Origin of the sequence: Mitsuaria sp. RG, assembly GCF_028369275.1 — a bacterium.
In the GTDB taxonomy this organism is placed as follows: domain Bacteria; phylum Pseudomonadota; class Gammaproteobacteria; order Pseudomonadales; family Pseudomonadaceae; genus Aquipseudomonas; species Aquipseudomonas peradeniyensis.
Genome location: NZ_JAQMYQ010000046.1, coordinates 24916 through 48056 on the forward strand (window position 1 = coordinate 24916; position 23141 = coordinate 48056).

Below are 23141 nucleotides of genomic sequence, written 5' to 3' on the forward strand. Positions count from 1 at the left end.
CAGTGCGAACTGGCGGGGCTTTTTCTTTGCCGGTGTGGATGGCACCGGCTCTGCCGGTGATCGCGGGGCAAGCCCGCTCCTACAAGGGCAACACCCTACCGGTAGGAGCGGGCTTGCCCCGCGATAGGGCCGGCACAGGCCAGCCCATCAGTACAAGTTTGGTTCCATCTCCAGCTCGACCCCGAAGCGCTCGAGGATATCCGCCTGGATCCGCCGAGCCAGCGCATGCAACTGCGCCCCGCTCGCCTGGCCGTAGTTCACCAGCACCAGCGACTGCAAGCGGTGCACCCCGGCATCGCCATCGCGATAGCCTTTCCACCCCGCCTGCTCGATCAGCCAGCCGGCCGCCAGCTTCACCTGGCCATCGGCCTGGGGATAGGCCACCACGCCAGGGTGCCCGGCACGGATGCGCTCGACCAATTCAGCGGGCACCACGGGGTTCTTGAAGAAGCTCCCAGCGTTACCCAGCTCAGCCGGATCCGGCAGCTTTTCCCGACGGATACTGCAGATCGCGTCGCTGATCGCCTGCGCGCTCGGCTGCTCGACGCCCTGCTCCGCCAGGCGCTGACGCACCGGGCCGTAGTCCAGGTGTGCCTGCAAGGTGCGGCTCAAGGCAAAGCGCACGCGCAGGATCAGCCAGCGCCCGGGGCTGCGCTTGAACAGGCTGTCGCGATAACCGAACGCGCAGTCCTCCAGCGAGAAGTCCCGCAGCTCGCCGGTCTCGCGGTCCAGCGCGGTCAAGCCGGCGAACACATCCTTGATCTCCACGCCATAGGCACCGACGTTCTGCATCGGCGCGGCGCCCACGGTGCCGGGGATCAGGCTGAGGTTTTCCAGCCCGCACAGCCCCTGCCCAAGGCTCCACTGCACAAACGGGTGCCAGGGCTCGCCGGCCTCGGCCTCGACCACCACCCGCTCGCCGTCGTCGCTGAGCAGGCGTCGGCCACGGCTGGCCATATGCAGCACCAGGGCCTCAACATCGCGTGACAGCAACAGGTTGCTGCCGCCGCCGATCACCAGCACCGGCACCTGCCGCTCGGCGGCCTGGGCCAGGGCCTGGCGGACTTCGTCGTCGTCATGGGCCTGGGTGAAGTAGCGGGCACTGACATCGATGCCGAAGGTGTTGTAGGGCTTGAGCGACACGCGCTCCTGCCAGTGCGTCGTCATAACCGCCCCTTGATTTCCACGACCAGCTCGCGACAGGCCGCCTCGATCAGGTCCAGGACCTGCTCGAAGCCTTCGACACCGCCGTAGTAAGGGTCCGGCACTTCGTCCAGGGCCGCGCCATAGCGGCGCAGGAACAGGTCGAGCTCGCCCTTGGCGTTGTGCGGGCGCAGGGCCTGCAGGTGGCCCAGGTTGCTCTTGTCCATGGCCAGGACCAGGTCGTACTCGGCGAAGTGCGCCGCCTTGACCTGCTGGGCGCGCTGGCGCGACAGGTCGTAGCCACGGGCCAGGGCGGCCTTGCAGGTACGGCTGTCGGGCGCCTTGCCGACATGCCAGTCGCCGGTGCCGGCGGAGGCCACCTGCACCACATCACCCAGGCCTGCGGCCTCGAGCTGGTGGCGCAGCACGCCTTCGGCGGTCGGAGAACGGCAGATATTGCCGAGGCAGACGAACAAAACGCGCATCAGGCCTCCAGCAAGCGCCGTACGCGCTCCAGGTCTTCAGGGGTGTCCACACCCACGGCCGGTGCCTCGATGGCGTCGGCGACATGGATGCGCACGCCGTGCCACAGGGCGCGCAGCTGCTCCAGCGATTCGGTCTGCTCCAGCCAGCACGGGCCCCAGGCGACGAAGTCCTGGAGGAAGCCCACGCGGTAGGCGTACATGCCGATATGGCGGCGATAGGGCACGCCCTCCGGCAACTGGTCGCGGTTTTTGGCGAAGGCGTCGCGGGCCCAGGGCAGCGGCGCGCGGCTGAAGGTCAGGGCCAGGCCGTGCTTGTCGCTGACCACCTTGACCGCGTTGGGATTGAAGATGGTTTCTGGCGCGTGGATCGGCTCGGCCAGGGTGGCGATGCCGGCTTCCGCGTGCGCCGCCAGGTTGGCCGCCACCTGGTCGATGATCACTGGCGGAATCAGCGGCTCGTCGCCTTGCACGTTGACCACGATGGCATCGGCGGCCAGGCCCAGCTGGGCAGCCACCTCGGCCAGGCGATCGGTGCCCGACTCGTGGTCGGCGCGGGTCAGCAGCACTTCGGCGCCGAACGCTTGGCAGGCTTCGACAATGCTGGTGTCGTCGGTGGCGATGACCACGCGGCTGGCACTGCTCTTGCGCGCCTGCTCCCACACATGCTGGACCATCGGCTTGCCGGCGATCGGCAGCAATGGCTTGCCCGGCAGGCGCGTGGAGCGCAGCCGGGCGGGAATCACCACGGTGAAGTCCAGGCTCATTTGTCCAGGCGCTCTTCATCGGTCAGGGTGCGCGCCTCGCTTTCCAGCATCACCGGGATGCCGTCGCGGATCGGATAGGCCAGGCCCGCGCCCTTGCTGATCAGCTCGGTCTTGTCGGCGCTGAGCTTGAGCGGGCCCTTGGTGATCGGGCAGGCCAGGATATCGAGCAGTTTGGTGTCCATGGAGGTGTCCTTGCGACGGAAAATGAAAAAAGGCTCAGGGGCGGCCGGGCAGCAGGCGGTCGAGCTGGGCGTCGAACCAGGCGCTGAAGGCGGGCGTCGGCACGGCGTCGACCGCCAGGTACCACCAGTCGTCGGCGGCGAAGGGCCGGCATTTCACCGCATCCTTCTCGGTCATCACCAACGGCAGCGGCGGGCTGAACGACAGCACTTCACGGCTGTAGGGCGCATGGTCGGCGAAAGGGTGCGGCACCGGCTGCCAGTGTAGCCCCAGCAGGGTGTTGAAGAAACGTTGCGGATTGCCGATGCCGGCCACGGCGTGCAGCGCCTGGCCAGCCGGGAACAGGTCGAGCTCGCGGCGTTCGCCGCTGCGCAGGTTGATCAGCGCCGAGGGTTGCAGGCGGAAGGCAAAGCCATCGTCGCGGTCGGCCTCGGCGCCGTTGAACAGCACCGCGTCCGCCTCGCCCAGCCGCTCGGCCGGTTCACGCAACGGGCCGGCCGGCAGACAGCGGCGATTGCCCAGGCCCCGGGCGGCGTCGATCAGCACCAGCTCCAGGTCACGGGCCAGGCGGTAATGCTGCATGCCGTCGTCGCACAGGATCAGGTCTGGCGCGTCGCTGGACAGCAAGGCCTGCACAGCGCGGGAACGGTCGGGGTCGATCACCAGCGGCACGCCGGTGCGCTGGACGATCAGCAAGGGCTCGTCGCCGGCCTGCTCCGCAGGCTGGTCAGCCTGGACGCGCCAGGGATAGTGCGGCGGCTTGGCGCCATAGCCACGACTGACCACGCCGACCTTGAGCCCCTGCCGGCGGCAGTGCTCGATCAGCCAGAGGATCATCGGTGTCTTGCCGGTACCGCCGACGGTGATGTTGCCCACCACGATCACCGGTACCGGGGCACGGTAGCTGGGGCTTTCGCCGCTGAGGAAGCGCGCGCGCTTGCGCGTCACCACGCGCCGGTACAGCGCCTCCAGCGGACGCAGCAGGGCCAGCGCCGGATGCCCGGCGTACCAGGCGGCGAGCAGACGGTCGGCGAAGGCCATCAGGGCTTGCCCTGCGCGGCCTCGACGGTGGTCATGCGCAACTTGCTGAAGCCGAGCTTGCCGGCCGCGTCCATTGCGGTGATCACAGCCTGGTGCGGGGTCTTGCCGTCGGCGCTGATGGCCAGCGGCAGGGTGATGTCACCGCCGGACTCCTTCTCGATCGCCTCGGTCAGGGTGTCCAGGTCGCTCTTGGGCAGCAAGTGGTTGTTCACCGAGTACACGCCGTCGGCGCTGATGGTGATCTCCACCAGCTTGCCCTGCTCGGCCGGCGGCTGCTCGGCGCTACTGGCCTCGGGCAGCTCGACGCGCAACTGGGTCTCGCGGGTGAAGGTGGTGGTGACCACGAAGAACAGCAGCAGCACGAAGACCACGTCGATCAACGACGCCAGGTTGATGTCGACGTTCTCGCGCTGGCGATTGCGCCGGAACTTCACGCCTTGCCTCCGGCCACTTCCACTTCGCGGTCGCCCTGCAGCACTTCCACCAGCTTGATCGCTTCCTGCTCCATGCCCACCACCAGCTCATCGATGCGGCGCAGCAGGAAGCGGTGGAAGAACACCGCCGGGATACCGACCATCAGGCCGGCCGCGGTGGTAACCAGGGCCTTGGAGATACCCCCGGCCAGAACGGCGGCGTTGGCGGTCATCTGCGAGCCCATGAAGGCGCTGAAGATGTCGATCATGCCCAGCACGGTGCCCAGCAGGCCCAGCAGCGGGGCCATGGCGGCGATGGTGCCGAGGGTGCTGATGTAACGTTCCAGCTCGTGGATGACCCGCGAGGCGGCCTCCTCAATGCACTCCTTCATGATCTCGCGGCCGTGGCGCGAGTTGGCCAGGCCCGCGGCGAGGATCTCGCCCAGCGGCGAATCGGCGCGCAGGGCCTTGAGCTTGTCACTGGTGAGTTGTTTGTCCTTGATCCACATCCACACCTGGCCCAGCAGGTGCGGCGGGGTGACACGGCTGGCGCGCAGGGTCCACAGGCGCTCGACGACGATCGCCATGGCGGCGATGGAACTCAGGATGATCGGCAGCATCATCCAGCCACCGGACTTGACCAATTCCCACACAGTTAGCATCCCCTCGGAAAAAGGCCGCCACTCTACCATAGGACCGCCTGGGGCTCATCTGCCGGAGGTCAGGGAATTCCTGTGTTGATCCAGGGGCTGCTTTGCAGCCCTTTCGCGGCACAAGGCCGCTCCTACACCCCCTGTAGGAGCGGCCTTGTGCCGCGAAAGGGGCGCAAAGCGCCCCCGGCTCAATCCCCAATCCCCCGCCAGAACCGCTGCTCCCTGCGCACACCCTCCACCCCGCCCTGGCTCCCCAGCACCAATCGCAACGCCCCCTCCACCGCCGTGTCATGCACCGCCACCCCATGCCGCCGATAGCGCTCGACCACTTGCCCATGGGGATGCCCGAAACCATTGTGCCGCCCCCGGGAAATCAGCACCCCGCGCGGCGCCGTGGCCTGGACGAACGGCTCGCTGGACGACGTGCGGCTGCCATGGTGCGGTGCCTGCAGCCAATCCACCCGAGGATCGTCGGTCGCGGCCAGCCACGCACGCTCCGCCCCGGCCTCCATGTCCCCGGCCAGCAGCAGGCGCTCGCCCTTGGCCTGCACCCGCAACACACAGGAGCGCTCGTTGCTGGAAGCCCCCTGCGGCCAGTGCCAGAGCTCGAAATCGACGCCATCCCACTGCCAGCGCTCGCCACTGCGGCACAGCGACGCCGCCTCCAGTCCGGCAACCTCGCCGGCCAGCACCCGCGCCACCGGCACGCCACGCCGCACCGCCGCTGCCCCTCCGGCATGGTCGGCATGGCCATGGCTGATCAGCATCACATCCAGCGCCTTCACCCCGAGCTTGCGCAAGGTCGGCAGCACCACCGTCTCGCCCAGGTCACTGCCACCCTGGGCCGGGCCTGCGTCATACAGCAAGGCGTGATTGCGGGTGCGCAGCAGCACCGCCAGACCCTGCCCCACATCCAGCTGCCAGACCTGCACCTGGCCCAAGGGCACCTGTTCGCGTGGCGCCCACAGCGCCAGCAACATGACCGCCCCCGGTGCCCGCAATGGCACGCCCCGGGGCAGCAGCACCAGCACGGCGCCCAGGCACACCAGCAGCCAGGCCCACAACGGCAGCGGCTCGGGTATCCAGGCCGGCTGCTGGCCCGCCAATCGCGTCAGCACGGCAAACAATCCATCCAACGACAGGCCCGCCAGCCACAGCATTCCCTCCCCCAGCCCAGGCACCGGCAACATGGCCGTGCCCAGCAACGCCAACGGCAGCACGCCCAAGCTGAGCCATGGCACGGCGAGCAGATTGGCCAGCGGCGCGCTGAGGCTGACGGGCAGCCCCAAGGCCAGCAGCACCGGCAGCAGCCCCACGGCGATCACCCACTGGGCGCGGGTCCAGGCCTGCCAGGGCCGCCAGGCGCCCAGCCGCGCGGCAAAGCACAACACCAATACCGCCACGGCAGTGAACGACAGCCAGAACCCCGGCAACAGGCTGGACAGCGGCTCGACCAGCAGCACGCCCGACAGCGCCATCAGCAACGGCACCCAGGCGCCCAAGTGGCGAAAGCGCAAGCGCCAGAGCAGCACCACCGCCAGCATCAGGCACGCCCGCTGCACCGGCACGCCGAACCCCGCCAGCCAGCCGTACCCTAGCGCCGCCGTCATCGCCAGGCCGCAGGCCCAGGGCAGCCACGGCAGGCGCCGGGGCCAGCCCCCCAGGCGCGCCAGCCCTGCCACCAGTCCATAGATCAATCCAGCCAACAAGCCGATGTGCTGCCCGGAAATCACCAGCAGGTGCACCGTGCCGGTGGCCTGCAGCACCTGCCAGTCTTCCCGCGCCAGGCCTGCCCCATCCCCGAGCACCAGGGCGGCCAACGCCGCCTCCCGGCCATGGGCATCGGTGGCCAGCAAGCGCTGGCGCAGGCCGTCGCGCCAACTGCTGGCCTCCTCCCCCTGGCGTGTACCGGCCTTGACCGTGCCGGTGGCACCGACCCGCCGTGCCAACAGCGTGGCCTCCTGATCCGGGCCATATGGGTTGAGCAGGCCCTGCGGCCGGCGCAGGTTGACCGCCAGCCGCCACTGTTCCCCCGCCCGCAGCGGCGGCCCGTCAAACCAGCTCAATTGCACCCGCTGCGGCAACCGGGCCCGGCGCGACTGCGGCTGCTCCAGCTCAAAACGCACGCCGCGCTCGGTGCGGGTCGGCAGGCCCACCACCCGCCCCTCCAGCCACAGCGTGCGGCCGTCCAGCGCGGCCGCCAGGCGGTCGTCCAGGGCCTGCTGCGCCGACCAGCAGGCCCAGCAAACACCCAGCAGGAACCCGCCCAGCGGCCAGGCCCGGGTACGCAGGCAGGCCAGGGCCAGCAACAGCAGTGGAATCAACCATCCGACCGGTGGCAAGGCAGGCAAGAAGCGCAGGCTCAACAGCCCGAGGACCAGCGCCAGCATCCCTGTGCGCATGAGATAGAGCTCCAGAAGCGAAAACGCCCCCTGAGGCTTAGCCGATTGGCGGGAAAAACCTGCTAATCAATTGTCACAAACTCTGAACGAGGTTGCGCTTCAATCAAGGCATACTGACGCCCTTCAACCCCGCCGGGAGCCCACATGCCGCGCCGTCTGTTCAAACGCTACATGCCGGACCCGACCAGCATCCGCGAACACAAGTCGTTACGCTTTTTCGGCAAGCTGCTGCACGACCCCAACCTGTGGCACCTGAATCGCCATTCGGTGGCGCGGGCCATGGGCGTCGGCCTGTTCGCGGCGTTGATCCCCATCCCCATGCAGATGCTGCTGGCCGCCGCGCTGGCGATCCCGGTGCGCGGCAACCTGCCGATCGCGGTGAGCCTGGTGTGGCTGACCAACCCGCTGACCATGCCGCCGGTGTTCTTCGTCACCTACATGACCGGCGCCTGGCTGATGCAGGTGCCGCCGCGCACCCTGCCCGAGGAAATCACCGTCGACTGGGTCACCGACCAGCTGGCGACGATCTGGCAACCGTTCCTGCTCGGCTCGGTGGTGTGCGGGGTGGTGCTCGGCGTGCTCGCCTACTTCACCACCATGGGCTACTGGCGCTGGTGGGTGGGCCGGCAGTGGCGCCGGCGCCAGTGCCGCTGTGCCCTCACCCGCAGCTCAGGCACGCATGCCGCGACCGCTGACCAGCAGGCGCACGCACAGCAGGTAGAGCAGCGCGGTGGCCACCAGCATGAAGCTGATCGCCGTGCCGATGCTGATGTCCGACACCCCTAGGATGCCGTAGCGGAACGAGTTGACCATGTGCAGCACGGGGTTGGCCAACGACACGGTCTGCCAGAACGGCGGCAGCAGGTTGATCGAGTAGAACACCCCGCCCAGGTAGGTCAGCGGCGTCAGCACGAAGGTCGGAATGATCGAGATGTCGTCGAAGTTGCGGGCGAATACTGCGTTGACAAAGCCCAGCAGCGAAAAGATCGTCGCCGTCAGCAGCACCACGATGACCGTCACCCCCAGGTGATGCACCTGCAAATCGGTGAAGAACAGCGACAGGAAAGTCACGATCACCCCCACCGCCAAGCCGCGCAGCACGCCACCCAGCACATAACCGACGAGGATGGTGTGCGGCGACACCGGCGAGACCATCAGTTCCTCGATGGAGCGCTGGAACTTGCTGCCAAAGAAGCTCGACACCACGTTGCCGTAGGAGTTGGTGATCACAGACATCATGATCAGCCCTGGCACGATGTACTCCATGTAGGTGAAGCCGCCCATGTCGCCGATCTGCCGGCCGATCAGGTTACCGAAGATCACGAAGTACAGGACCATGGTGATCGCCGGCGGCAGCAGGGTCTGCGGCCAGATGCGCAAGAAGCGCCGCACTTCGCGGTAGACGATGGTGTTCAGGGCAACCCAGTTGGTGCGCAGCTCCACACTCATATCGCCACCTTCGACAGGTTCTTTTCCACCAGGGACACGAACAGCTCCTCGAGTCGGTTGGTCTTGTTGCGCAGGCTCTGCACCTCGATGTTCTTCAGCGCCAGCTGGCCGAACAGCGCGGTGATGCCGATGTCCTTGTCCACCTGCACCTCCAGGGTATGCGGGGTGATCAGCCGGCACGGGTAGCCCTGCAGCTCAGGCGCGGCGGGCAGGTCGTGCTTGAGGTCGAGGACGAAGGTCTCGACGTGCAGCTTGCCCAGCAGCTGGCGCATGCTGGTGTTCTCGACGATGGTGCCGTGGTCGATGATGCCAATGTTGCGGCACAGCTGCTCGGCCTCTTCGAGGTAGTGGGTGGTGAGGATGATGGTGATGCCCTTCTGGTTGAGCTCGGTGAGGAAGCTCCACATCGAACGGCGCAGCTCGATGTCCACCCCGGCGGTCGGCTCGTCGAGGATCAACAGGCGCGGCTCGTGGATCAGCGCCCGGGCGATCATCAGCCGGCGCTTCATGCCGCCGGACAGCGAACGCGACGGCACGTCGCGCTTGTCCCACAGCCCGAGCTGCGTCAGGTACTGCTCGGCGCGCTCCTTGGCCACCTTGGGCGGAATGCCGTAGTAGCCGGCCTGGGTGACGACGATGTCGAAGGTCTTCTCGAACTGGTTGAAGTTGAACTCCTGGGGCACCACGCCCAGGCAGCGCTTGAGCGCCGCAGGCTCGCGGTCCAGGTCGTGGCCGAATACGTTGACCGTGCCGCTGGTCTTGTTCACCAGGGTCGAGAGAATGCCGATGGTGGTGGACTTGCCGGCGCCGTTGGGGCCGAGCAAGGCGAAGAAGTCGCCTTCGGAAACGTCCAGGTCGATGCCCTTGAGGGCCTGAAAACCGTTGCCGTAGGTCTTGGTCAGCTGTCGGATGGACAGGGCGGAACTCATAGCGGGTCGGGTACCGAGAAAAGGGTTCGGGACACGCCAGGCAAAGTCACTGGCGCAGTGAGTGCGGCCATGGTGCAAGGGCTGGCCGCACAAGTACAGTCACATCTATTGATAATGACTATCGAAGTGGCGTCACGTCAGGGCGGTCATCACCGCCGCCTGGTAGGCCGGGCGCTGCTTGAGGCGCGCGTACCAGGCTTCGAGGTGGTGCATGGCCGGGCGTTCGATGGGCATTTCGAACCAGGCGTAGATGAAGCTGCCCAGGGGGATGTCGCCCATGCCGATCTGCTCGCCGGAGAGGTACGGCTGCCTGGCCAGGGTCTCGTCGGCGATGGCCAGCAGTTGCGCGCACTGCTTGTGCGCGGCGTTGATCGCCACCCAGTCGCGCTGCTCCTCGGGGGTGCGCAGCAGGCCCCAGAACAGCGGACGGAAGGGGCCGGCGAAGGACGAGGTGGTCCAGTCCATCCACTTGTCGGCCAGGGCGCGCTGGCGCGGGTCGTCGAGGTACCAGCCTTGTTCTGCGCCGTATTCGGCGCACAGGTAGCGCACGATGGTGTTGGACTCCCACAGCACCAGGTCGGCGTCTTCGAGCATGGGCACCAGGCCGTTGGGATTGAGTGCCCGGTAATGCGGTTCGTTGACCACGCCGAAGGCGCCGCCGGCATCGATGGACTCGAAGTCCAGGCCCAGCTCGTGGGCGATCCACAACGCCTTGCGCACATTGCTCGAATTCTTGCGGCCCCAGATCTTCAGCATGGCAACGTCCTTAATGAATGCGGGAGGGGGGTCAGTCTACCCCAAGCGGTGGGCGGTGCCAGTGAAACCGGGGGGCCGCTTTGCGGCCCTTTCGCGGCACAAGGCCGCTCCTACAGGGACCGCACCACGGCAGAACTGGCGCATATCCTGTAGGAGCGGCCTTGTGCCGCGAAAGGGCTGCGCAGCAGCCCCAGCGACCTCAGAGACTGTCAGATCTTTCCGAACCTGAAACCAAATGCTTCAGCCAGCAAAGCTTGGGAACTATCCTACGCGCTTGCCGGAAGCCGCCACGTTGTCGGGGAAATACCCCGGGGATAACTTCATCGGGTCGCCACATTGGGTGACCGGGTGTGAGAAACCCGACTACATATGACAACCAGCGGCTTCGTCATGGTGGCCGTGTACGGGCAGGCTTCGGTCTGGCCGGGTTTGTCCTATGTCCCGGTTTTCTCACCTCGTACACGGCCGCCACCCTTACCTCGTGAGAAAGGACCTGGCTGGTGGTTTTCAGTAACCACATAGGACTCTTGACCATGAAAAAAATCGTCCCCGACCCACCCCGTCTCTGCCACTTCATCACCATCCGCCCCACCCTCCCCCGCGACGACGCCATGGCCGCCGCCGTCGAAGTGGCCACCGCCATCTCCGATGTCCTCGACATCTACTTCAAGACCGAGCCCGGCGAAGCCCAGGACCGCCTGTTCACCGCCAGCGACTACCTCGGCCAGCTCGCCTGCGCCCTGCTCGAGCACAAGCCGCAGGTGCAGCCATGAGCCGCGGGCATACCGCAGGCCGCATCACCTGCCTGGACCTGTTCAAGGTCGAGCCGGGCGTTACGTTCGAAGACGCCTTCAGCGAGTTGTCGGTGCTGCTCGGCTGCATCCGCCACCTGACCTGCGAAGCGGAGATGGAAGGCGACCTGCTGGCCGGCAGCTCGGCGCGGATCCTCAGCGCCATGGCCAAGGCGCTGATCGATGACATGGAGGTGGGGTTGAACAGAAGTAAATGATCCCCGGGGCCGCTTTGCGGCCCTTTCGCGGCACAAGGCCGCTCCTACATGGGATCGCGGCCGTCTGTAGGAGCGGCCTTGTGCCGCGAAAGGGCTGCAACGCAGCCCCACAATCCCCCAACCGCCACCGAACTCCCGCCACCCAACCCGGTCAGTCTTCTAAGCAGGCCATCCACCCCAACACGTCTAAGCTCTGTGGATCGCCCCCCGCCCCGCTTCCAAGGAGGAAGAATCATGCTGCTGTTGTGGTTGCTGGTCCTGGTGCTAGGCGCCGCGTATCTCCTGCATCGACGCCTGGCGCCGTTGCAGATCCTCGCGGCAATCGCCGCCTACACCCTGCTCATGGGCCTGTTCAGCACGGCGCCGGGCTGGCTGCTGACGCTGATCTGGGTGGTGATCGCCCTCAAGGTCGCCTTCTTCGTCCTGCCAGAAATGCGCCGCAAACTGTTCACCGCGCCGATGTTCAGCTGGTTCCAGCGCACCCTGCCGCCGATGTCGCAGACCGAGCGCGAAGCCATCGACGCCGGCACCGTGTGGTGGGACGGCCACCTGTTCAGCGGCCGCCCCGACTGGAACACCCTGCTCGACTACCCCGCGCCCAAGCTCAGCGAGGAAGAACAGGCCTTTATCGACGGCCCCACCGAGCAGCTGTGCGCCATGGTCAGCGACTGGCAGATCGGCCAGGACCTCGACCTGCCGCCGCAAGCCTGGGACTTCATCAAGCAGCACGGCTTCTTCGCCCTGATCATCCCCAAGGAATACGGCGGCAAGGGTTTCTCGGCCTACGCCCACTCCCAGGTGGCGATGAAACTGGCCACCCGCAGCGGCGACCTGGCCTCCACGGTGATGGTGCCCAACTCCCTGGGCCCGGCCGAACTGCTGCTGCACTACGGCACCGACGAACAGCGCAGCCACTACCTGCCGCGCCTGGCCCGTGGCGACGACATCCCCTGCTTCGCCCTCACCGGCCCCCTGGCCGGCTCCGACGCCGGGGCCATGCCCGACACCGGCGTCATCTGCAAAGGCCAGTGGCAGGGTGAAGAAGTCATCGGCCTGCGCCTGAACTGGGAAAAGCGCTACATCACCCTCGGCCCGGTCGCCACCCTGCTGGGCCTGGCCTTCAAGGCCTACGACCCCGACCACCTGTTGGGCGAGCAGACCGAGCTGGGCATCAGCCTGGCGCTGATCCCCACCGACCTCCCCGGCGTGGAGATCGGCCAGCGCCACCTGCCGCTGGGCGCCGCGTTCATGAACGGCCCCAACAGCGGCAAGGACGTATTCGTGCCGCTGGACTGCCTGATCGGCGGCCAGGCCATGCTCGGCAAGGGCTGGATGATGCTGATGAACTGCCTGTCAGTGGGCCGCTCGATCTCCCTGCCGGCGGTCGGCACGGGCGCGGCCAAGTACACCAGCCTGGTCACCGGCCAATACGCCCGCGTGCGCGAACAGTTCAACGTACCGCTGGCCGCCTTCGAAGGCATCCAGGAATCCCTGGCACGCATCGGCGGCAACGCCTGGCTGATGGACAGCGCCCGCCTGCTCACCGCCAAGGCTGTCGACCTGGGGGAAAAACCCTCGGTGCTGTCGGCGATCCTCAAGTACCACCTCACCGAGCGCGGCCGCGAGTGCATCCAGCACGCCATGGACGTGCACGGCGGCAAGGGCATCATCATGGGCCCGAACAACTACCTGGGCCGCAACTGGCAAGGCGCGCCGATCTTCATCACCGTCGAGGGGGCCAACATCCTGTCGCGCAACCTGATGATCTTCGGCCAGGGCGCAATCCGCTGCCACCCGTTCGTGCTCAGGGAAATGGCCCTGGCCGGGCGCGAGGACCACGACCAGGCGCTGAACGAGTTCGACGACCTGCTGCTGCAGCACATCCTGTTCGCCGCCGGCAACGCCGCCAGCACCCTGGTGCTGGGCCTGGGCCTGGGGCATTTCGAGAAGGTCCCGGGCGATGCCTTGAGCCAGGGCTACTTCCGCGCCCTCAACCGCCAGGCGGCGGCGTTCGCCCTGCTGGCCGACCTGTCGATGATGCTGCTGGGCGGCGCGCTCAAGCGTCGCGAACGCCTGAGCGCCCGGCTGGGTGATGTGCTCAGCTACCTGTACCTGTCCAGCGCCGCGCTCAAGCGCTACCACGACCTCGGCTCGCCCGAGCATCTGCGCCCCCTGCTGCGCTGGGCCCTGGAGGAAAGCCTGGGGCAGGCCGAGAAAGCGCTCGATGCGTTGCTCGACAACTTCCCCAACCGCTTCCTGGGCTGCGCCCTGCGCGTGCTGGTGTTCCCGTTCGGCCGCCGACATACCGGGCCCAGCGATGAGCTGGATGCCGAGGTGGCGGCGCTGATCGGCCGCCGCAAAGGCGACCCGGCGCTGGAAGAGTTGCTGGCGGGCTGCTTCAGGCCTCAGGCCGACGGCGACCCGGTGGCCGCGCTGCAGACCGCCTGCGACCTGCTGGACGATGCCGCCCCGCTGCACAAGGCGCTGCATCAGGCCATCAAGGAAGGTAAGGTGCAGGCGACACCAGGGCAATCGGTGATCGACGCCGCCATCGAAGCGGGCGCCTTGCAAGCGGAGGAAGGCCAACGCCTGCATCAGGCCGAGCAGGCGCGGCGGGTGGTGATCGATGTGGATGCGTTCGACAAGGAAGTGCTGTTGCCCGAAGCAGGCAAAGTGCGCTGAACATTCATCGACAACATCGCAGGGCAAGCCCGCTCCCACGAACAAGCCGTGAACATATGTTCGTGGGAGCGGGCTTGCCCCGCGATAGCGCCAGCACAGGCAGCTACGCTGCCAGCCTATGCAAAACCGGCGTATACTTCGCCCCCCGTTTCAACCACCCCGAGGACCGCCGCCATGGCCAACCCCCACCTGGACTACCACCTGCAACTGCTCCACCACCTGCGCACCATCCTGGCCGCGCTGGGTGAAGCCGAACAGGTCCCGGAGGAAAGCCACGCCCTGTTCCTCGAGCGCTTCGACGAACTGCTCACCCTGCTGCCCCAGAACCCGCTGCAAAGCCAGTACCTGGGCCAGGACCTGATCTGCCAGGTGATCCAGCGCTACCCGCAGATCGCCCACCTGGTGCCGCGTGACCTGCTGTGGTTCTTTGGTGGCGATTGCCTGCACTTCATGCCGGATGAAGAGCTGGAGCTTTACCAAACGCTGGAAGAGCGACGGTACGAGGTCGAGCAGAACGGCGAAGCGTTTGATTGGCACCAAGAAAAGCAACTGCTAGCCAAGCCTGCTCAGGGTGATATTCACTGATGTAGATGCATCCCGGCCCCATCTGGGCCGGGAACCCCAATCACCTGAGCGGGACAAGTGAATTCACTCCGCCAAATCACGATCTAGCAAGTCAGGGGGAATCCTAGCCACACCCCCGAAAAAATGATGCGCCGAAGAACATAAGAACTCTGCTTCCAGTCGAAGTCGTTCTACCTGCGAAGGGGGCTGCTTCCCTTTACTTTCTTCATAACGCCTCCACGCATCGACCGCCCGTTTACATATCTCCAGCTGGACTTCCAAATCCGTCGTTTCGATCGTCACGGTCATTGCTCCTTCCTTGTTCAAGACAGAATGGAGTGGGATCAGGCGCGCCCAACATTCTCCCCCGACAGAGTAATAACTGATGGTATGAGTACGAACATCGGGCGTAACGAGTAGCTCCATGCCGTTGTACGCCCCCAGACGACATTAGCCAACTAGTAAAATTGATAGGTGTGCAGAGCCAGCTCGCCCCAAAAAACCAATCTCGCGAGCAAAAAAAAACGCCACTTCAAACGAAGTGGCGTTTTCAATTTGGAGCGGGAAACGAGACTCGAACTCGCGACCCCGACCTTGGCAAGGTCGTGCTCTACCAACTGAGCTATTCCCGCAGGGTGAAGCTTTACCGCATGTGGCGTGAAGCGCCTTGACGACCTTCACCACCTGCACCGTCGGAAACGATGCGTTGAAACTGGAGCGGGAAACGAGACTCGAACTCGCGACCCCGACCTTGGCAAGGTCGTGCTCTACCAACTGAGCTATTCCCGCAAATATGGCGTCCCCTAGGGGACTCGAACCCCTGTTACCGCCGTGAAAGGGCGGTGTCCTAGGCCACTAGACGAAGGGGACTAAGCCGACGCTTTTCAGCGCACCAGAACATGAACCTCACGATTCAGCCTGGATTTTCTTTTCCTGCCCTGCCTAAGCAGTGCCGGAGAAACTGGAGCGGGAAACGAGACTCGAACTCGCGACCCCGACCTTGGCAAGGTCGTGCTCTACCAACTGAGCTATTCCCGCAAATATGGCGTCCCCTAGGGGACTCGAACCCCTGTTACCGCCGTGAAAGGGCGGTGTCCTAGGCCACTAGACGAAGGGGACACGCTGCTCGCATTACCTATTAAAGTACTGCTTGCTTTCACTCCCTGCCGCGTTTCGCTGTGTGCTTTACGCTGCAAGTGGCGCGCATTCTATGGATGCCTTGGAAGGTCGTCAACCCCTTTGTAGAAATTTATTTAAATCAATGACTTCCCGTCGTCATGGGCGGTGGTGCAGGATGCGTCCGGGGATTGGCGTTGCTTTTCTGACGTTGGCTCGGCAAGCTCGTAGCGATGTGCCACTATCTGTAGGTTTTGGATGATGGGCCGATACATATAAGCAAGGCTTGAGGGCCTCATCGCGGGGCTAGCCCGCTCCCACGAATGCTTCACGGATTCAAGGGCGCGCAGGACTGTCCGCCAGGCTGCACTGTTCGCTTTCGGGCGGACTCACTACACTCTCGATAGATGCAAAACTTCTTCATGAGGCGTTAACGGTGACACCACTTCTGATCACCCTGCTTATCGTTGCGGGTATCGCGCTGCTGATCGTGATCGGCTACCTCAACAATGTGGTCGAGAACGGCAAGCTCGAGCGTGCACGGCTCAAGGTCGAGCTGGCCGACCGCCTGCGCCGCTGCGGCGAAATCACCGAGACCTTCCCCGGGCAGTTCATGACGCCTGCGCTCAAGCTGCTGTTGACCCGCCTCGAACTGAACCTCAACCAGCGCCAGCTGGCGCTGGACAAGCACAGTGGTGACCTCAAGGCACGTATCGCCGAGCTGGAGGGGCTGATCGGCCAGGGTGAGAGAATCCCGGTCAGCAACCCGCCCTCGCCGATCCAAACCGAGGTCAAGGCCAAGGATGTGCGCTTTTTGCTGGAGCTGCTGCACAACCAGATCGTGCGCGCCACCCAGGAAGGGTTCCTCGCGACCAACGAGGGCAAGTACTGGGTCAAGGAGATCCGCCATATCCTGGTGTTGCTGCATATCGAGTTCTTCAACAACCTCGGCCAGCAGGCCCTGCAGCAAAACCAGCCGGGGCAGGCGCGCCTGGCGTTCGAGCGTGGCGTGCAGTACCTGCGCAAGCAGCCTGAGCCCAAGCAGTATGAAGAGCAGCTGACTTACCTTGAGAAACTGCTGAACCGGGCCAACGCCCAGGTGCTGGACCAGATGGAGCCGGCGGAGAACGAACAGAATGCGCTGACCCAGGGGCTCAAGACTGATGAGGATGAGACCTGGAAGAAGAAGGTTATTTACGACTGATCGGGATTCTGGGGGGCGCTTCGCACCCCTATCGCGGCACAAGGCCGCTCCTACAGAGGGTTGCGATTGCCTGTAGGAGCGGCCTTGTGCCGCGATAGGGCTGCAAAGCAGCCCCAGCGATCTTGATAAAGAAACGGGCCTTCGCAGGCCCCTTCTTCATTTCAGCAATCGGTCAACTCGAGGAAAACCTCGACCAACCGCTCCAGCCCCACCTGGTCGGCCTCGCTGAAGCGCGCCAGCTTCGGGCTGTCCAGGTCGAGCACGCCGATCAGCCTGCCGGCCTTGACCAACGGGATCACCAACTCGCTGTTGGACGCGCTGTCACAGGCGATATGCCCGGGGAACGCATGCACATCCTCGACCCGCTGGGTCGTGCGGGTAGCCGCCGCGGCACCGCACACGCCCCGGCCGAAGGGGATGCGCACGCAGGCCACCTGGCCCTGGAACGGGCCGAGCACCAGTTCTTCGTTGCGGTTGATATAGAAGCCCGCCCAGTTCAGGTCCTCTACCTGGTTGTACAAAAAGGCCGAGAACTGCGCGGCGTTGGCGATGAAGTCGCGCTCGTCGGCGAACAGCGCCTGCACTTGCGCGGCCAGCAGGTCGTAGCCATCGAGGCCTTGGCCACTGGCGTTGAGGTCGATCATTTATTTCTGCTCCAGCAATTGCAGCCCGACCCAGTAGCGGGCGAACTGATAGGCACAACGGCCATTACGGTTGCCGCGGCCGGTGGCCCAGCGTACGGCGAGGATGTCGAGCGCTTCGCTGCGCTGCCACTGCAGCCCGGCCGGGCGCGCCAGCTGGCCGATCCAGTGCTCGACCACGTTGAGGAAATGCTCCTGGCTGAACGGGTAGAACGACAGCCACAGGCCGAAACGGTCGGACAGGGCGATCTTGTCCTCCACCGCCTCGTTGGGGTGCAGCTCGCCGTCGACCATCTTCCAGTTCTCGTTGTCGCTCTGCTTCTCCGGCACCAGGTGGCGGCGGTTGGAGGTGGCGTACAGCAGCACGTTGTCCGGGGCTTGCTCCAGCGAGCCGTCGAGCACGCTCTTGAGCACCCGGTAGTCACCCTCCCCGGCTTCGAACGACAGGTCGTCGCAGAACAGGATGAAGCGTTGTTCAAGTTTTTGCAGTTGCTCGACCACCCGCGGCAGGTCGGCCAGGTGGTCGCGCTCGATTTCGATCAGGCGCAGGCCGGCGCCGGCATGCTCGGCCAACAGCGCACGCACCAGCGACGACTTGCCGGTGCCGCGCGAACCCCACAAGAGGGCGTGGTTGGCCGGCATGCCGTTGATGAACTGGTGGGTGTTGCGGCCCAGCTGTTCACGCTGCTGATCGACGCCGATCAGGTCGGACAGGCGGATGTCGAGGCTGACTTCGAGGGGCATCAGGTAGCCGCTGCGGCCGTCGCGCTGCCAGCGGGCGGCCAGGGTGCGGGTCCAGTCGATGTCCGGGCGCGGGGCCGGCAGCAGGGGTTCGAGGCGGGCGAGGACGGATTCTGCGCGGTCAAGGAAAGCGGTAAGGCGGGTGTCCATGAGGGCTCCTGCAAATCAGGTTTCGGTACCGTGCCGGCCCCTTCGCGGGTAAACCCGCTCCCACAGCAGGCAGTGGACCCTGTGGGAGCGGGTTTACCCGCGAAGGGGCCGGCACGGACAAAAGCTGAATGTTCGACAGACCCGCCAGCAGCCAGGGCTGATCGGCTATGCTTGCGCAGCGCACGGAGCAAGTAACCGGCTTGGGACCCATGGATATCAAGTTCACCAATCGCCTGTCATACAAGCAAGCCCGGTTGACAGTCCTGGTCGGCTTCATCCTGGGAACATTGCTCAGTCTCATCCAGATCGGCATCGATTATGCCAGCGAAGACGCGTCCATCAACCGTGAAATTCAGGCACTGTTGAAGATCAGCCACGACACGGCCTCGCGCATCGCCTACAACATCGACACGGAGCTGGCCCAGGAGCTGACCGGCGGCCTGCTGAAATCGCCAGCGCTGATCCGTGCGCGGCTGATCGACAACAACGACACCGTGCTGGCCGACGTGCAGCGCCCCAGCACGGAGAGCCGCTACCGACCGCTGTCGGACTTCCTGTTCGGCGAGCAGCGCCAGTTCCAGGACCGACTGTTCCTCGCCCACATGCCCGACGAATACCTCGGCACCCTTTACCTGGATGTCGACACCTACACCTTCGGCGGGCGCTTCCTCGACCGCGCCGGGGTCACCCTGGTCAACGGCTTTGCCCGCAGCCTGGTGCTCACCGGCATTCTCCTGGGGCTGTTCTACCTGATGCTGACCAAGCCGCTGGTGACGGTGATCGGCGCGCTCAGCGGCAACGATGCGCGCACGCCCAGGCAGAACCGCGTGGACTGCCCCAAGGGCCACGAGAACGACGAGATCGGCGTGCTGGTGCGGGTCGCCAACCAGCAGTTCGTCAGCATGGCCACCGAGATCCAGCAGCGGCGCACCGCCGAGAACCGTCTGACCCAGTACCTCAACGAGCTGGAGGACATCGTCTCGGCGCGCACCACCGAGCTCAAGGCCAGCAACAGCCGCCTGAGCCTGTCCAACCAGGAGCTGGACGAGGCGCGCCAGCGCGCCCTGGACATGGCCCAGGCCCGCGCCGCCTTCCTGGCCAACATGAGCCACGAGATCCGCACCCCGCTCAACGGCATGCTGGGCATGATCGCCCTGGCCCTGGACAGTGGCCTGGCGCCCGAGCAGCGCCAGCAGCTGTCGATCGCCCACGACTCGGGCAAGGTACTGGTGGAGTTGCTCAACGATATCCTCGACCTGTCCAAGTTCGACGCTGGCCAGCTGGAGCTCGAGCGCATTCCGTTCGACCTCGGCGCCATGGTCGAGGACACCGCCAACCTGCTGTCGCAAAACGCCGCGCCCAGCGTCGAGCTGACCTGCCTGGTCGCCCCTGACTTCCCCAGCACGGTGCTGGGCGACCCGACCCGGGTGCGGCAGATCGTCAGCAACCTGCTGTCCAACGCCCTCAAGTTCACCCGTTTCGGCCGCGTCGACGTGCGCCTTTGCAGCATCGTCGGCGGTATCCGCCTCGAGGTGAGCGACACCGGCATCGGCATCCCCGAGGAGGCCCAGGCGCGGATCTTCCAGCCGTTCACCCAGGCCGGCGCCGGCATCACTCGCCAGTACGGCGGCACTGGCCTGGGCCTGGCCCTGACCCGCAACCTGTGCAAGGCCATGCAGGGGCATCTGCATATCCAGTCCGAAACCGGCTTCGGCAGCCGCTTCAGCGCCGACCTGCCGCTACCGGCGCACACCGAGGCGATCCCGCCGGCGCCATTGAACGGGCGGGTGGTGGCCCTGGGCAACCCCGGCAGTGGCCTGGCCGAGCTGCTGGAGGGGCTGTTGCCGCGCTGGGGGCTGGAATACGTGCGTCATGAGGATGCCAAGGACCTGGCCGGCACGGCTGTCGACCTGCTGATTACCGACGACCTGGACCACGTGCTCGACCTGCGCCCGGCCATCGAGGCACCGATCCTGCTGGTGACCGCCTACGGTAACTTCCTGCCCACCGAGCAGGCCGAGCAACTGGCGCCCTTGCAGCAACTGGCCCGCCCCCTGGCACGCAATGCCTTGTACCAGACCCTGCGCCGCACCTTGCAGGGCGAGCCCAACGCGCCACTGCCCCACGAGGTACCGGCCTCCAGGGAGCTGAGGGCGCGCATCCTGCTGGTGGAGGACAACCCGGTGAACCAGCTGGTGGCCAAGGGCATGCTGGGCAAGCTCGGCTGCCAGGTGCAGGTGGCTGCCCACGGCCAGGAGGCCCTGGACTGCCTGGAGCGGGACAGCTTCGACCTGGTGCTGATGGACTGCAACATGCCGGTGATGGATGGCTACGAGGCCAGCCGACGGATCCGCCAGAGCAGCCGCTGGCCGGAGCTGCCGATCGTCGCGCTGACCGCCAACGCCATGCCCGAGGAGCGCGAGCGCTGCCGCGCCGCAGGCATGAACGACTACCTGGCCAAGCCGTTCCGCCGCGAGGAACTGCTGGCGCTGATCGAGCACTGGGTGCCGGTCAGCGGTTGAGCAGCGGCTCGATCGCCGACTTCAGCGCCTCGGGCTTGGTGGTCGGGGCAAAGCGGCTGACCTTGCCGGTGCGCGGGTCGACCAGGAACTTGGTGAAGTTCCACTTGATCTTCTGCGTGCCCAGCACGCCCGGCGCCCGGCGCTTGAGCTCGGCGAACAGCGGGTGGGCACCGGGGCCGTTGACCTCGACCTTGCGAAACAGCGGAAAACTCACGCCGAAGTTGAGCTCGCAGAACTGCGCGATCTCCCGGGCGTCGCCCGGCTCCTGCTTGCCGAACTGGTTGCAGGGGAAGCCCAGCACCACCAGGCCCTGGTCGCGGTACTCCTGCCACAGGCGTTCGAGGCCCTTGTATTGCGGGGTGAAACCGCACTGGCTGGCGGTGTTGACCACCAGCAGCGCCTTGCCGGCGAAGTCGCCCAGCACTTTCTGTTCGCCACCGAGGGTGACGCAGGGGATGTCCAGCAGCGCATCGGCCATGTTCGCTCTCCGTCAATCGCGTGGCTTGAGGTCCAGGCACACCGAGTTGATGCAGTAGCGTAGCCCGGTCGGCGGCGGGCCGTCGGGAAATACATGGCCCAGGTGGGCGTCGCACTGGGCGCAGGTGACTTCGGTGCGGATCATGCCGTGGGAGGTGTCGCGGATCTCGATCATCGCGGCCTCCTCGATCGGCGCGTAGAAGCTCGGCCAGCCGCAACCGGAATCGAACTTGGTCTTGGCGTCGAACAGCGGCAGGTCACAGCAGATGCAGTGGTAGATGCCGTCGCGGCGCTCGCTGTTGTACTTGCCGCTGAACGGCCGCTCGGTGCCCTTGAGCCGGCACACCTGGTACTGGGCCGGATCGAGCATGGCGCGCCATTCGTCCAGGGTTTTGTCGATCTTTTGCATGATGGGACCTCGGCAGGCTGATTTTCACCTCGCACCGGCTTTTCCCTGGCGCGGGTGGCACGTATATTAGGTGGCTTCGTGTGCAAGGCAGCCAGTCTGGCACCCGCTTCCCGCCCTTTCAAACCTTTCGAGCAGGGGCGGCGCGTATTCTCACTCGGGATCTCATCATGCAGTTCAGCAAATCGAACAAGCTCGCCAATGTCTGCTACGACATTCGCGGCCCAGTGCTCAAGCACGCCAAACGCCTGGAAGAGGAAGGCCACCGCATCCTCAAGCTGAACATCGGCAACCCGGCGCCGTTTGGTTTCGAGGCGCCGGACGAGATCCTCCAGGACGTGATCCGCAACCTGCCCACCGCCCAGGGCTACAGCGACTCCAAGGGTCTGTTCAGCGCGCGCAAGGCGGTGATGCAGTACTGCCAGCAGAAGGAAATCGAAGGCGTCACCATCGAGGACATCTACCTCGGCAACGGTGTGTCCGAGCTGATCGTGATGTCGATGCAGGCGCTGCTCAACAACGGCGACGAGGTGCTGATCCCGGCTCCCGACTACCCGCTGTGGACCGCCGCGGTGAGCCTGGCCGGCGGCAAGCCGGTGCACTACCTGTGCGACGAGCAGGCCGACTGGTTCCCCGACCTGGACGACATCAAGGCCAAGATCACCCCGAACACCAAGGCCCTGGTGATCATCAACCCGAACAACCCGACCGGCGCTGTGTATTCCAAGGAATTGCTGCTGGGCATGCTGGAGCTGGCGCGCCAGCACAACCTGGTGGTGTTCTCCGACGAGATCTACGACAAGATCCTCTACGACGAGGCCGTGCACATCAGCACCGCGTCGCTGGCCCCGGACCTGCTGTGCCTGACCTTCAACGGCCTGTCCAAGTCGTACCGGGTGGCGGGCTTCCGCTCCGGCTGGCTGATCATCTCCGGGCCCAAGCACCACGCCCAGAGCTACATCGAAGGCATCGACATGCTGGCCAACATGCGCCTGTGCGCCAACGTGCCGGCCCAGCACGCGATCCAGACCGCCCTGGGCGGCTACCAGAGCATCAACGACCTGGTGCTGCCGCCGGGCCGCCTGCTGGAGCAGCGCAACCGCACCTACGAGCTGCTCAATGCCATCCCCGGGGTGAGCTGCGTCAAGCCGATGGGCGCGCTGTACGCGTTTCCGAAGATCGACCCGAAGGTCTGCCCGATCTTCAACGACGAGAAGTTCGTGCTCGACCTGCTGCTGTCGGAGAAGCTGCTGATCGTCCAGGGCACGGCGTTCAACTGGCCATGGCCGGACCACTTCCGCGTGGTGACGCTGCCGCGGGTGGATGACCTGGAACAGGCCATTGGCCGGATCGGCAATTTCCTGCGCACTTATTCGCAATGATTGATGGCCTTTTCGCGGGTAAACCCCCCCCC

Annotated in this window: 24 protein-coding genes and 5 tRNA genes; 8 read left to right on the forward strand and 21 right to left on the reverse strand. The window is 65.6% G+C overall.

The annotated features are described in order from the left end of the window. Positions 1-147 precede the first annotated feature (147 nt). From murB to POF53_RS21275, 8 genes are all read right to left on the reverse strand, one after another. Positions 148-1167, reverse strand: coding sequence for a UDP-N-acetylmuramate dehydrogenase (gene murB / locus POF53_RS21240; protein ID WP_203647552.1), 1020 nt, complete (start codon positions 1165-1167; stop codon positions 148-150). Next, positions 1164-1628 carry a low molecular weight protein-tyrosine-phosphatase gene (locus POF53_RS21245; RefSeq protein WP_232857564.1) on the reverse strand — a complete coding sequence of 155 codons (465 nt, stop codon included), beginning with the start codon at positions 1626-1628 and terminating at the stop codon, positions 1164-1166. Before POF53_RS21245 ends, murB begins: the two co-directional genes overlap by 4 nt. Then, the gene (kdsB, locus tag POF53_RS21250) at positions 1628-2392 is read right to left on the reverse strand and encodes a 3-deoxy-manno-octulosonate cytidylyltransferase (RefSeq protein ID WP_232857566.1); all 765 of its coding nucleotides are present in this window, start codon (positions 2390-2392) and stop codon (positions 1628-1630) included. Before kdsB ends, POF53_RS21245 begins: the two co-directional genes overlap by 1 nt. Next, positions 2389-2574 carry a Trm112 family protein gene (locus POF53_RS21255; protein WP_011532874.1) on the reverse strand — a complete coding sequence of 62 codons (186 nt, stop codon included), beginning with the start codon at positions 2572-2574 and terminating at the stop codon, positions 2389-2391. The genes kdsB and POF53_RS21255 overlap by 4 nt, the downstream gene beginning before the upstream one ends. 34 nt (positions 2575-2608) lie before the next feature. Next, on the reverse strand, positions 2609-3613 hold the full coding sequence (gene lpxK, locus POF53_RS21260; protein ID WP_498969295.1) for a tetraacyldisaccharide 4'-kinase: 1005 nt from the start codon (positions 3611-3613) through the stop codon (positions 2609-2611). Further along, positions 3613-4047, reverse strand: coding sequence for a flagellar polar localization protein PocB (locus POF53_RS21265; RefSeq protein ID WP_203647556.1), 435 nt, complete (start codon positions 4045-4047; stop codon positions 3613-3615). Before POF53_RS21265 ends, lpxK begins: the two co-directional genes overlap by 1 nt. Beyond that, the gene (locus tag POF53_RS21270) at positions 4044-4679 is read right to left on the reverse strand and encodes a flagellar polar localization protein PocA (RefSeq protein ID WP_028690976.1); all 636 of its coding nucleotides are present in this window, start codon (positions 4677-4679) and stop codon (positions 4044-4046) included. The genes POF53_RS21265 and POF53_RS21270 overlap by 4 nt, the downstream gene beginning before the upstream one ends. Before the next feature lie 188 nt (positions 4680-4867). Next, positions 4868-7081, reverse strand: coding sequence for a DNA internalization-related competence protein ComEC/Rec2 (locus POF53_RS21275; RefSeq protein ID WP_498969298.1), 2214 nt, complete (start codon positions 7079-7081; stop codon positions 4868-4870). 144 nt (positions 7082-7225) lie between these two features. Between POF53_RS21275 and POF53_RS21280 the strand changes: the two genes are divergently transcribed. Beyond that, positions 7226-7867 carry a DUF2062 domain-containing protein gene (locus POF53_RS21280; protein ID WP_498969300.1) on the forward strand — a complete coding sequence of 214 codons (642 nt, stop codon included), beginning with the start codon at positions 7226-7228 and terminating at the stop codon, positions 7865-7867. On the opposite strand, the gene POF53_RS21285 is transcribed toward POF53_RS21280, so the two are convergent. The 3 genes from POF53_RS21285 to POF53_RS21295 all read right to left on the reverse strand — a co-directional run bounded on the left by POF53_RS21285 (position 7751) and on the right by POF53_RS21295 (position 10215). Further along, complete coding sequence (locus POF53_RS21285; protein WP_186716199.1) at positions 7751-8530, reverse strand: ABC transporter permease; 780 nt, start codon at positions 8528-8530, stop codon at positions 7751-7753. The two genes, POF53_RS21280 and POF53_RS21285, sit on opposite strands and share 117 nt — an antisense overlap. Continuing rightward, positions 8527-9459 (reverse strand): ABC transporter ATP-binding protein, encoded by a 933-nt coding sequence (locus POF53_RS21290; protein WP_203647560.1) that lies wholly within the window; start codon positions 9457-9459, stop codon positions 8527-8529. The genes POF53_RS21285 and POF53_RS21290 overlap by 4 nt, the downstream gene beginning before the upstream one ends. Positions 9460-9591: 132 nt before the next feature. Continuing rightward, a complete protein-coding gene (locus POF53_RS21295) occupies positions 9592-10215 on the reverse strand; it encodes a glutathione S-transferase (RefSeq protein WP_203647561.1) in 624 nt (207 codons plus the stop codon). A gap of 533 nt (positions 10216-10748) precedes the next feature. Here POF53_RS21295 and POF53_RS21300 point away from each other — a divergent pair. The 4 genes from POF53_RS21300 to POF53_RS21315 all read left to right on the forward strand — a co-directional run bounded on the left by POF53_RS21300 (position 10749) and on the right by POF53_RS21315 (position 14491). After that, a complete protein-coding gene (locus tag POF53_RS21300) occupies positions 10749-10988 on the forward strand; it encodes a hypothetical protein (protein WP_267967160.1) in 240 nt (79 codons plus the stop codon). Next, the gene (locus POF53_RS21305; protein WP_203647563.1) at positions 10985-11224 is read left to right on the forward strand and encodes a DUF3077 domain-containing protein; all 240 of its coding nucleotides are present in this window, start codon (positions 10985-10987) and stop codon (positions 11222-11224) included. The genes POF53_RS21300 and POF53_RS21305 overlap by 4 nt, the downstream gene beginning before the upstream one ends. Before the next feature lie 234 nt (positions 11225-11458). Beyond that, positions 11459-13906: an acyl-CoA dehydrogenase gene (locus tag POF53_RS21310; protein WP_203647564.1), complete on the forward strand. Its 2448-nt coding sequence runs from the start codon at positions 11459-11461 to the stop codon at positions 13904-13906. Positions 13907-14080: 174 nt separating this feature from the next. Further along, positions 14081-14491: a PA2817 family protein gene (locus tag POF53_RS21315; RefSeq protein ID WP_498969304.1), complete on the forward strand. Its 411-nt coding sequence runs from the start codon at positions 14081-14083 to the stop codon at positions 14489-14491. A gap of 63 nt (positions 14492-14554) precedes the next feature. Here POF53_RS21315 and POF53_RS21320 read toward each other — a convergent pair whose 3' ends face one another. The 6 genes from POF53_RS21320 to POF53_RS21345 form a co-directional block, all read right to left on the reverse strand. Beyond that, positions 14555-14779, reverse strand: coding sequence for a hypothetical protein (locus POF53_RS21320; protein WP_203647565.1), 225 nt, complete (start codon positions 14777-14779; stop codon positions 14555-14557). A 247-nt stretch (positions 14780-15026) separates the two neighbouring features. Continuing rightward, positions 15027-15102, reverse strand: a tRNA-Gly gene (locus POF53_RS21325). Between the two features lie 81 nt (positions 15103-15183). Then, positions 15184-15259, reverse strand: a tRNA-Gly gene (locus tag POF53_RS21330). A gap of 5 nt (positions 15260-15264) precedes the next feature. Continuing rightward, positions 15265-15340 (reverse strand) — tRNA-Glu (locus POF53_RS21335). A gap of 92 nt (positions 15341-15432) precedes the next feature. Further along, positions 15433-15508, reverse strand: a tRNA-Gly gene (locus tag POF53_RS21340). A gap of 5 nt (positions 15509-15513) precedes the next feature. After that, positions 15514-15589: transfer RNA gene (locus tag POF53_RS21345), tRNA-Glu, on the reverse strand. A gap of 433 nt (positions 15590-16022) precedes the next feature. On the opposite strand from POF53_RS21345, the gene POF53_RS21350 reads away from it, so the two are divergent. Beyond that, the gene (locus POF53_RS21350) at positions 16023-16790 is read left to right on the forward strand and encodes a hypothetical protein (RefSeq protein WP_050704683.1); all 768 of its coding nucleotides are present in this window, start codon (positions 16023-16025) and stop codon (positions 16788-16790) included. Between the two features lie 161 nt (positions 16791-16951). Here POF53_RS21350 and POF53_RS21355 read toward each other — a convergent pair whose 3' ends face one another. Continuing rightward, positions 16952-17434: a free L-methionine (R)-S-oxide reductase MsrC gene (locus tag POF53_RS21355; protein ID WP_232856389.1), complete on the reverse strand. Its 483-nt coding sequence runs from the start codon at positions 17432-17434 to the stop codon at positions 16952-16954. Beyond that, a complete protein-coding gene (locus tag POF53_RS21360; protein WP_254463839.1) occupies positions 17435-18322 on the reverse strand; it encodes an ATP-binding protein in 888 nt (295 codons plus the stop codon). Positions 18323-18531: 209 nt separating this feature from the next. On the opposite strand from POF53_RS21360, the gene POF53_RS21365 reads away from it, so the two are divergent. Then, entirely contained in the window at positions 18532-20844 is a 2313-nt protein-coding gene (locus tag POF53_RS21365; RefSeq protein WP_498969307.1) for a sensor histidine kinase family protein, read from the forward strand. Here the strand turns inward: POF53_RS21365 and POF53_RS21370 are convergent. Beyond that, the gene (locus tag POF53_RS21370; protein WP_203647569.1) at positions 20834-21322 is read right to left on the reverse strand and encodes a glutathione peroxidase; all 489 of its coding nucleotides are present in this window, start codon (positions 21320-21322) and stop codon (positions 20834-20836) included. The two genes, POF53_RS21365 and POF53_RS21370, sit on opposite strands and share 11 nt — an antisense overlap. Positions 21323-21334: 12 nt before the next feature. Then, positions 21335-21733 carry a peptide-methionine (R)-S-oxide reductase MsrB gene (msrB, locus tag POF53_RS21375; RefSeq protein ID WP_498969309.1) on the reverse strand — a complete coding sequence of 133 codons (399 nt, stop codon included), beginning with the start codon at positions 21731-21733 and terminating at the stop codon, positions 21335-21337. Positions 21734-21897: 164 nt separating this feature from the next. Between msrB and POF53_RS21380 the strand changes: the two genes are divergently transcribed. Then, positions 21898-23109, forward strand: a complete 1212-nt coding sequence (locus POF53_RS21380) for a pyridoxal phosphate-dependent aminotransferase (protein ID WP_050704677.1) — start codon at positions 21898-21900, stop codon at positions 23107-23109. Positions 23110-23141: the final 32 nt, after the last annotated feature.

Excerpts from the sequence above, each read along its gene's own strand:
- murB (WP_203647552.1), bottom strand. The coding sequence starts at position 1,167 with ATGACGACGCACTGGCAGGAGCGCGTGTCGCTCAAGCCCTACAACACC.
- POF53_RS21380 (WP_050704677.1), top strand. The coding sequence starts at position 21,898 with ATGCAGTTCAGCAAATCGAACAAGCTCGCCAATGTCTGCTACGACATT.
- kdsB (WP_232857566.1), bottom strand. The coding sequence starts at position 2,392 with ATGAGCCTGGACTTCACCGTGGTGATTCCCGCCCGGCTGCGCTCCACG.
- POF53_RS21290 (WP_203647560.1), bottom strand. The coding sequence starts at position 9,459 with ATGAGTTCCGCCCTGTCCATCCGACAGCTGACCAAGACCTACGGCAAC.
- lpxK (WP_498969295.1), bottom strand. The coding sequence starts at position 3,613 with ATGGCCTTCGCCGACCGTCTGCTCGCCGCCTGGTACGCCGGGCATCCG.
- POF53_RS21320 (WP_203647565.1), bottom strand. The coding sequence starts at position 14,779 with ATGACCGTGACGATCGAAACGACGGATTTGGAAGTCCAGCTGGAGATA.
- POF53_RS21300 (WP_267967160.1), top strand. The coding sequence starts at position 10,749 with ATGAAAAAAATCGTCCCCGACCCACCCCGTCTCTGCCACTTCATCACC.
- POF53_RS21310 (WP_203647564.1), top strand. The coding sequence starts at position 11,459 with ATGCTGCTGTTGTGGTTGCTGGTCCTGGTGCTAGGCGCCGCGTATCTC.
- POF53_RS21275 (WP_498969298.1), bottom strand. The coding sequence starts at position 7,081 with ATGCGCACAGGGATGCTGGCGCTGGTCCTCGGGCTGTTGAGCCTGCGC.
- POF53_RS21280 (WP_498969300.1), top strand. The coding sequence starts at position 7,226 with ATGCCGCGCCGTCTGTTCAAACGCTACATGCCGGACCCGACCAGCATC.
- POF53_RS21295 (WP_203647561.1), bottom strand. The coding sequence starts at position 10,215 with ATGCTGAAGATCTGGGGCCGCAAGAATTCGAGCAATGTGCGCAAGGCG.
- POF53_RS21365 (WP_498969307.1), top strand. The coding sequence starts at position 18,532 with ATGGATATCAAGTTCACCAATCGCCTGTCATACAAGCAAGCCCGGTTG.
- POF53_RS21305 (WP_203647563.1), top strand. The coding sequence starts at position 10,985 with ATGAGCCGCGGGCATACCGCAGGCCGCATCACCTGCCTGGACCTGTTC.
- POF53_RS21360 (WP_254463839.1), bottom strand. The coding sequence starts at position 18,322 with ATGGACACCCGCCTTACCGCTTTCCTTGACCGCGCAGAATCCGTCCTC.
- POF53_RS21255 (WP_011532874.1), bottom strand. The coding sequence starts at position 2,574 with ATGGACACCAAACTGCTCGATATCCTGGCCTGCCCGATCACCAAGGGC.
- POF53_RS21285 (WP_186716199.1), bottom strand. The coding sequence starts at position 8,530 with ATGAGTGTGGAGCTGCGCACCAACTGGGTTGCCCTGAACACCATCGTC.
- POF53_RS21370 (WP_203647569.1), bottom strand. The coding sequence starts at position 21,322 with ATGGCCGATGCGCTGCTGGACATCCCCTGCGTCACCCTCGGTGGCGAA.
- POF53_RS21245 (WP_232857564.1), bottom strand. The coding sequence starts at position 1,628 with ATGCGCGTTTTGTTCGTCTGCCTCGGCAATATCTGCCGTTCTCCGACC.
- POF53_RS21355 (WP_232856389.1), bottom strand. The coding sequence starts at position 17,434 with ATGATCGACCTCAACGCCAGTGGCCAAGGCCTCGATGGCTACGACCTG.
- POF53_RS21315 (WP_498969304.1), top strand. The coding sequence starts at position 14,081 with ATGGCCAACCCCCACCTGGACTACCACCTGCAACTGCTCCACCACCTG.